The organism is Allocoprococcus similis (assembly GCF_054660775.1).
Map to the genome: position 1 here is coordinate 36,027 of NZ_BAAHSG010000020.1, position 6,621 is coordinate 42,647.

The 6,621-nt window shown below is 42.3% G+C and carries 6 protein-coding genes; all 6 read left to right on the plus strand.

From position 1 onward, the window contains the following. Window positions 1-57: 57 nt before the first annotated feature. A complete protein-coding gene (locus ACYQ5K_RS10620) occupies window positions 58-888 on the plus strand; it encodes a transporter substrate-binding domain-containing protein (RefSeq protein ID WP_173689292.1) in 831 nt (276 codons plus the stop codon). Between the two features lie 47 nt (window positions 889-935). Then, the gene (locus tag ACYQ5K_RS10625; RefSeq protein ID WP_173689291.1) at window positions 936-1,580 is read left to right on the plus strand and encodes an amino acid ABC transporter permease; all 645 of its coding nucleotides are present in this window, start codon (window positions 936-938) and stop codon (window positions 1,578-1,580) included. Further along, window positions 1,577-2,320, plus strand: a complete 744-nt coding sequence (locus ACYQ5K_RS10630; protein WP_334297102.1) for an amino acid ABC transporter ATP-binding protein — start codon at window positions 1,577-1,579, stop codon at window positions 2,318-2,320. Before ACYQ5K_RS10625 ends, ACYQ5K_RS10630 begins: the two co-directional genes overlap by 4 nt. 258 nt (window positions 2,321-2,578) lie before the next feature. After that, complete coding sequence (locus ACYQ5K_RS10635) at window positions 2,579-3,964, plus strand: sodium-dependent transporter (protein WP_173689289.1); 1,386 nt, start codon at window positions 2,579-2,581, stop codon at window positions 3,962-3,964. Window positions 3,965-4,202: 238 nt separating this feature from the next. Next, window positions 4,203-6,392 (plus strand): PTS transporter subunit IIABC, encoded by a 2,190-nt coding sequence (locus tag ACYQ5K_RS10640; RefSeq protein WP_195231461.1) that lies wholly within the window; start codon window positions 4,203-4,205, stop codon window positions 6,390-6,392. A gap of 94 nt (window positions 6,393-6,486) precedes the next feature. After that, window positions 6,487-6,621: HPr family phosphocarrier protein (locus ACYQ5K_RS10645; protein WP_459777548.1), on the plus strand; the 135-nt coding region annotated here is incomplete at its 3' end.

The window sequence follows — 6,621 nt, forward strand, 5'->3', positions numbered from 1 at the left end:
AAAGAATTTGTGATGCGCCCTTACGTTTTCACTACACAGTTAAGGAGGATTATTATTATGAAAAAAAGATTAATAGCAGTTTTAATGTGTGCAGCAATGGTAACAGTCCTTGGAGCAGGATGTGGAAGTAAAAAAGAAGATACAAAGGAAACCTCTGATACAAAGAAAGAATATACAGAAGACGAGCTGAAGGACAGCATGAAAGGTGTCAAACTGAAAGTCGGAACAACCGGACTTTTCGGGCCATTTACATACTATGATGAGGACGGAAAGACGCTGATCGGATATGATGTTGATCTGTTAAATGATCTGCAGGAGCTTCTGGGATTCGAAATCGATGGTGGTCTCCAGGCAATGGATTATTCGGCACTTACTACTTCACTTGCTGAAAACAAACTGGACATCGGAGCAGCAGCACTTTGTGCAACAGATGAAAGAAAAGAAGTTATGGACTTCAGTGATATCTATTGTGATTCCGGTCAGGTTGTTATGGTAAATAAAAACGACGATAAAGGAATTAAGAGTGTTGATGATCTGAAGGATAAAAAAATAGCTGTTGAAAAGGGAACCGCATCTCATACTTATGCAAGCAAGAATCTTACAAGTGCAACACTTGAAGTACATGACACGATCACAACTGCATATGAATCTTTGGAGCAGGGAAAAGTAGATGCTGTTATTCAGGATGGACCTGGAGCATATTTCTATATTAAGACAACACCGGAAAGCAACTTGGAGGTAGTCGGGGATGAGTTTAATCAGGGCCAGGCACCGTATTGCGTAGCAATTTCTAAAGAATGCAAATATTATGATAAAATCAATGCAGCTGTAAAGGTACTGATTGATAATGGAACAACTGATGAACTTTACGCTAAATGGTGTGAATAAGCAGAAACAGACAGCAACAAAAAACAGCAGATAGGATGAGATAGTATATGGATATGAAATTTTTGGATGTTTTACTCCCGATGATGTTTGACGGGTTAAAACTTACGATTTTAATTGCTGTTGTCGGTATCGCAATTGGCTTCCTGATCGGAAGCCTGTGCGGATACCTGCTTCAGTCAAAATATAAAATAGGAAAAGCGATTGCAGAGGTTTACATCTGGATCATCAGGGCAACCCCACTTATGGTGCAGGCTTTATACGGATATTTTGTAATTCCGAAGCTTTTGGGTGTCGATATTGGAAGCACTGCAGTGGGAATTGGCGTTATCGCATTGAATTCCGGTGCATTTATTTCAGAAATTGTAAAGGGTGCATTGATGAGCATTGATCCGGGACAGAAAGAAGCAGGTGCATCACTTGGACTTACAAGCACGCAGACGATGATCCATCTGGTTATCCCGCCGGCATTTAAAGCGGCACTTCCGGCATTATTTAACCAGTTTATCATTTCTGTTAAGGATACCGCACTTTTATCTGCGATTGCGGTTAATGAGATCACGCATCAGGCACAGGCGTATGCAGCGTTGAGCTTTAAGGCAATTCCTACATACACAGCACTGGCTGCGTTTTATCTGGTGATACTTTCGGTACTGATAATTGTCCAGAAACAGATAGAAAGGAAAATGAGGTGATTGGTATGATTAAAGTAAAGCATTTGTCGAAGAAATTTGGGAACCTGGAGGTATTAAAGGATATCAATCTTGATATCAATGAAGGCGAAGTGGTCTGCATCATCGGCCCTTCCGGATCGGGAAAAAGTACATTTTTAAGATGTATCAATCAGCTTGAAAGACCGACAGGCGGGACTGTACAGTATGAGGGAAAAAATCTTCTTGATAAGAATTGTGACATTCGCAAATTCCGTGAGGAAGTCGGAATGGTTTTTCAGAAATTCAATCTGTTTCCGCTTAAGACAGTTGCGCAGAATGTTATGATGGCACCAATCCTTACCAAACACATGAATAAGGAAGAAGCGCATGCAAAAGCACTGGAACTTCTGGATAAGGTAGGATTAAAGGATAAAGCGGATGTATATCCGAGTACACTTTCAGGTGGACAGCAGCAGAGAGTTGCGATCGCAAGAGCACTGGCGATGGAACCGAAAGCGTTGTTGTTTGATGAGCCGACATCTGCGCTGGATCCGGAGCTGGTAGGAGATGTTCTTGATGTTATGAAATCTCTTGCGAAAGAAGGAATGACGATGATCGTTGTAACACATGAAATGGGCTTTGCACGTGATGTGGCAGACAGGGTCATCTTTATGGCAGACGGATATGTTGTTGAAGAAGGCAGACCGGATGCAATTTTTACAGCACCAAGAGAGAGAAGAACACAGACATTCTTATCCCGTGTTCTTCCGGCAACTGCATAAAATAAGACGTTTTGTAAAAATTATTGATATACTACTCATAAAGGGGCAGGTGAGAGCCTGCCCCGGTGTAAAAAAGATCAAGAAAATGAGTAAAATACTTCCATTGACTTTCCTATATCCGATTGTTAAAATGAGAAGAAAGCTAAAGAAGGAACCTTCGCCACACGGCGGAGGTGTTTTTGGCTTATAGGATCTATATTATTAAAAAGCTGGGAACGGTGTGTACGGAGGTACCACCGCAAAAGGAGAGTAGAAGAGATGGAAAAGAAGAGAAGTAATTTTACCGGTTCGATCGGATTCGTGCTGGCGGCTGCAGGAAGTGCAGTCGGACTGGGGAACATCTGGAGATTCCCGTATCTGGCAGCAAAAGGTGGAGGAGGAGTGTTTATCCTGTGCTATGTGGTACTGGCACTTACCTTTGGGTTTACGCTGCTGACAACAGAGATCGCGATCGGACGTAAGACAGGACAGAGTCCGCTTACTGCATATGAGCAGATGCATAAAGGATGGGGAGGAATCGGTGTGCTTGCATGTGCAGTACCGGTTATCATTCTTCCGTATTATTGCTCGATTGGTGGATGGGTACTCAAATATTTGTCGGTATTTCTTACAGGTCATGGGGCGCAGGCTGCAGAAGACGGATATTTTACAGGTTATATTACACAGGTCGGACAGCCGATCATATGGATGCTGATCTATGTGCTTATTACGGCAACGGTTGTCTATAAAGGAGTAAATAAAGGAATTGAAAAATACAGTAAGATTCTGATGCCGATCCTGTTTGTACTGATCGCCGGGATTTCTGTATTTTCCCTTACCCTGAAACATACAAACGCAGATGGAGTGACGAGAACCGGTATGCAGGGACTGGCGATTTACCTGATCCCGGATTTTACAGGGATGACGATTAAAAGTTTCCTTTCGGTTGTGATGGATGCAATGGGACAGCTTTTCTTTTCAATCAGTGTGGCGATGGGAATTATGGTTACTTACGGATCCTATGCGAAGAAAGAGACCAATCTGATGAAGTCGATCAACCAGATTGAGTTTTTTGATACGCTTGTAGCGCTTCTGGCAGGACTTATGATCATTCCGGCTGTTTATACTTTTATGGGAACTGAAGGAATGTCTGCAGGACCTGGACTGATGTTTGTATCTCTGCCAAAAGTATTTAAAGCAATGGGGTCAGCAGGAGTGTTGGTAGGAACTGTATTCTTTCTGATGGTATCTTTTGCGGCAGTTACTTCTTCTGTATCTGTTATGGAGGCAATCGTATCAAGCATGATGGATAAATTCCATGTATCCAGAAAAAAAGGAACGATCCTGACTACTTTGTATGGAATGATCGTTGGTGTGATCGTATGTCTTGGATACAACAAGCTTTATTTCGAATTTAAACTTCCGAACGGTACGGTAGCGCAGATTCTGGACGTGATGGATTATATCAGCAATAACTGCCTGATGCCGATGGTGGCATTGCTTACCTGTATTCTGATCGGATGGGTTGTAAAACCCAAAGCGATCATCGATGAAGTGACACTTGGCGGTTACAGGTTTGGAAGAGAAAAACTTTATATTGCAATGATCAAGGTAATTGCGCCATTGATGCTTCTGGTTCTTTTAGCCCAGTCCGTAGGATTATAAAAAGAAAATTTTAGAAAAGGCTTGACATTTAGTGAAAAATAAATTATTGTAAATTATAGATTTTGGTGTGTAACTGTACGGCAGGCATTAACCATACATAGATATTATTTTGATATTTGTGTGGGGTTAGTGCCTTTTTTTGTGTCAAAAATTCGGACAAAAGGCTTCCACGAAAGAAAATAATATCATTGGCATAAGCCAGGTAATTAAAATTTCTTGAGGAAAAGGAGTACATGCAATGAAAGACAAAATTTTTGGTGTATTGCAGCGAGTTGGAAGATCCTTCATGCTTCCAATCGCAATTCTTCCGGTAGCGGGTCTGCTGCTGGGATTCGGTAGCTCGTTTACCAATGCTACCACAATCCAGACTTATGGTCTGGAGAAAATTTTAGGAGACGGAACCATCCTGAATTCGTTACTCATTATCATGAACAAAGTAGGAAGTGCTGTATTTGACAACCTGCCACTGATTTTCGCGGTTGGGGTTGCGATCGGTATGGCAAAGAAAGAAAAAGAAGTAGCGGCACTTTCTGCATTGATTGCATTCTTTGTTATGAATGTTGCGATCAATGCGATGCTTGTGATCACAGGCGAGATTACCGCAGATGGAACGATCGCATCGAATGTACTGGAAGGAACCATCACTTCTGTTTGCGGAATCCAGTCCTTACAGATGGGTGTGTTTGGTGGTATTATTGTAGGACTTGGTGTTGCTGCTCTGCATAACCGTTTTCACAAAATCGTTCTTCCAAATGCGTTATCGTTCTTCGGAGGATCCAGATTTGTTCCAATCATTTCTACACTGGTGTACATGTTCGTTGGAATTGGAATGTATTTTGCCTGGCCGGTTGTACAGAATGGAATTTATGCACTTGGCGGACTGGTAACCGGAAGCGGATATCTGGGAACCCTGATTTTTGGTATTATTAAGAGAGCTTTGATTCCGTTCGGACTTCACCATGTATTTTATATGCCATTCTGGCAGACAGCAGTCGGTGGAACAATGGAAGTTGCGGGACAGATGGTACAGGGAGGACAGAACATCTTCTTTGCACAGCTTGCTGATTCTGCAAATATTGCACATTTCAGCGCAGATGCAACCAGATATTTCTCCGGTGAATTTATCTTTATGATCTTCGGACTTCCGGGAGCGGCACTTGCAATGTACCGCTGTGCAAAACCGGAAAAGAAAAAACAGGCAGGAGGACTTCTTCTTTCAGCAACACTTGCCTGCATGATGACAGGTATTACAGAACCACTGGAATTCTCATTCCTTTTTGTTGCACCGGCACTTTTTGCTGTACAGGTAGTACTTGCAGGTTCTGCTTACATGATCGCACATATCCTGAATATAGCAGTAGGGCTTACCTTCTCCGGTGGTTTTCTGGATCTGTTTCTCTTCGGTATCCTGCAGGGAAATGCAAAGACAAGCTGGCTTCGGATCATTCCGGTCGGAATTATTTATTTCTTCCTGTATTACTTTATTTTCAGCTTCCTGATCAAGAAGTTTGACTTCAAGACACCGGGACGTGAAGATGATGATACAGAGACAAAATTATATACAAAGGCAGATGTAAATGCCAGAAAAGAAGCAGGAAAAGAAAAAGCAGGAAATACAGGGGCCGCAGATCCGGTAAGTGAGGCAATCACACAGGGACTTGGCGGAAAGAAAAATATCAGTGATGTGGATTGCTGTGCAACGAGACTTCGTATCACAGTCCATGACGCAGCCCGCGTAAATGATGAGATCATCAAGACAACAGGTTCCAGAGGAATTGTGAAAAAGGGACAGGGTGTCCAGATCATTTATGGTCCTCAGGTAACTGTGATTAAGTCTAAACTGGAAGATTATCTGGAAACAGCTCCGGATGAATATTATGAGAGCGCTGCCGTGTCAGAAGAGAATTCAGCCGAAGAAAATACAGATACTGTAAATGTAAATAATGAAACACAGGAAAAAGTGGTAAATACAATTGTTGTATCCAGCCCGATCACCGGTATGGCGGGCGATATTACAACCTGTCCGGACGAAGGATTTGCAGGAAAAATGATGGGTGACGGAGCCGTTGTTATACCGGAAGATGCTGTGATATGCGCACCGGAAGATGGAGAAGTGCTTTTTGTATTTGAAACAAAGCATGCACTTGGGTTCCAGACAGAAAGCGGACTTGGTATGCTGCTTCACATCGGTATTGATACCGTATCTCTGAACGGTGAAGGATTTGAAGTATTTGTAGAAAATGGTCAGAAAGTGAAAAAAGGCGATCCGCTTATGAAGATCGATATTCCATTCCTGGCTTCACATGCACCGTCTCTTTGTTCGCCGGTACTTTGTACAGAACTGGAAGAGAATCAGAGAGTACGTCTCCTTGCGACGGGAGAAGTTAAAGCCGGTGATCCATTATTTGCCGTAGATACAGTAGAATAGAACAGCAAAAGCTGTTTTAATAATGGCGGCGCTTTGAAAAGCAAAGCGCTGTCAAAAGATAAACTAAAATGAAAAAAGAAGAGGAGAATTTATCATGAAAGAATTTAAGTATGTAGTAACAGATGCACAGGGAATCCACGCAAGACCGGCAGGAATTCTGGTAAAAGCAATTGCGAAAAAAACTTCCGATATTAAGATCAAAAAAGCAGAAGATACACGTGAAGTCAAT

Excerpts from the sequence above, each read along its gene's own strand:
- ACYQ5K_RS10620 (WP_173689292.1), top strand. The coding sequence starts at position 58 with ATGAAAAAAAGATTAATAGCAGTTTTAATGTGTGCAGCAATGGTAACA.
- ACYQ5K_RS10635 (WP_173689289.1), top strand. The coding sequence starts at position 2,579 with ATGGAAAAGAAGAGAAGTAATTTTACCGGTTCGATCGGATTCGTGCTG.
- ACYQ5K_RS10625 (WP_173689291.1), top strand. The coding sequence starts at position 936 with ATGGATATGAAATTTTTGGATGTTTTACTCCCGATGATGTTTGACGGG.
- ACYQ5K_RS10640 (WP_195231461.1), top strand. The coding sequence starts at position 4,203 with ATGAAAGACAAAATTTTTGGTGTATTGCAGCGAGTTGGAAGATCCTTC.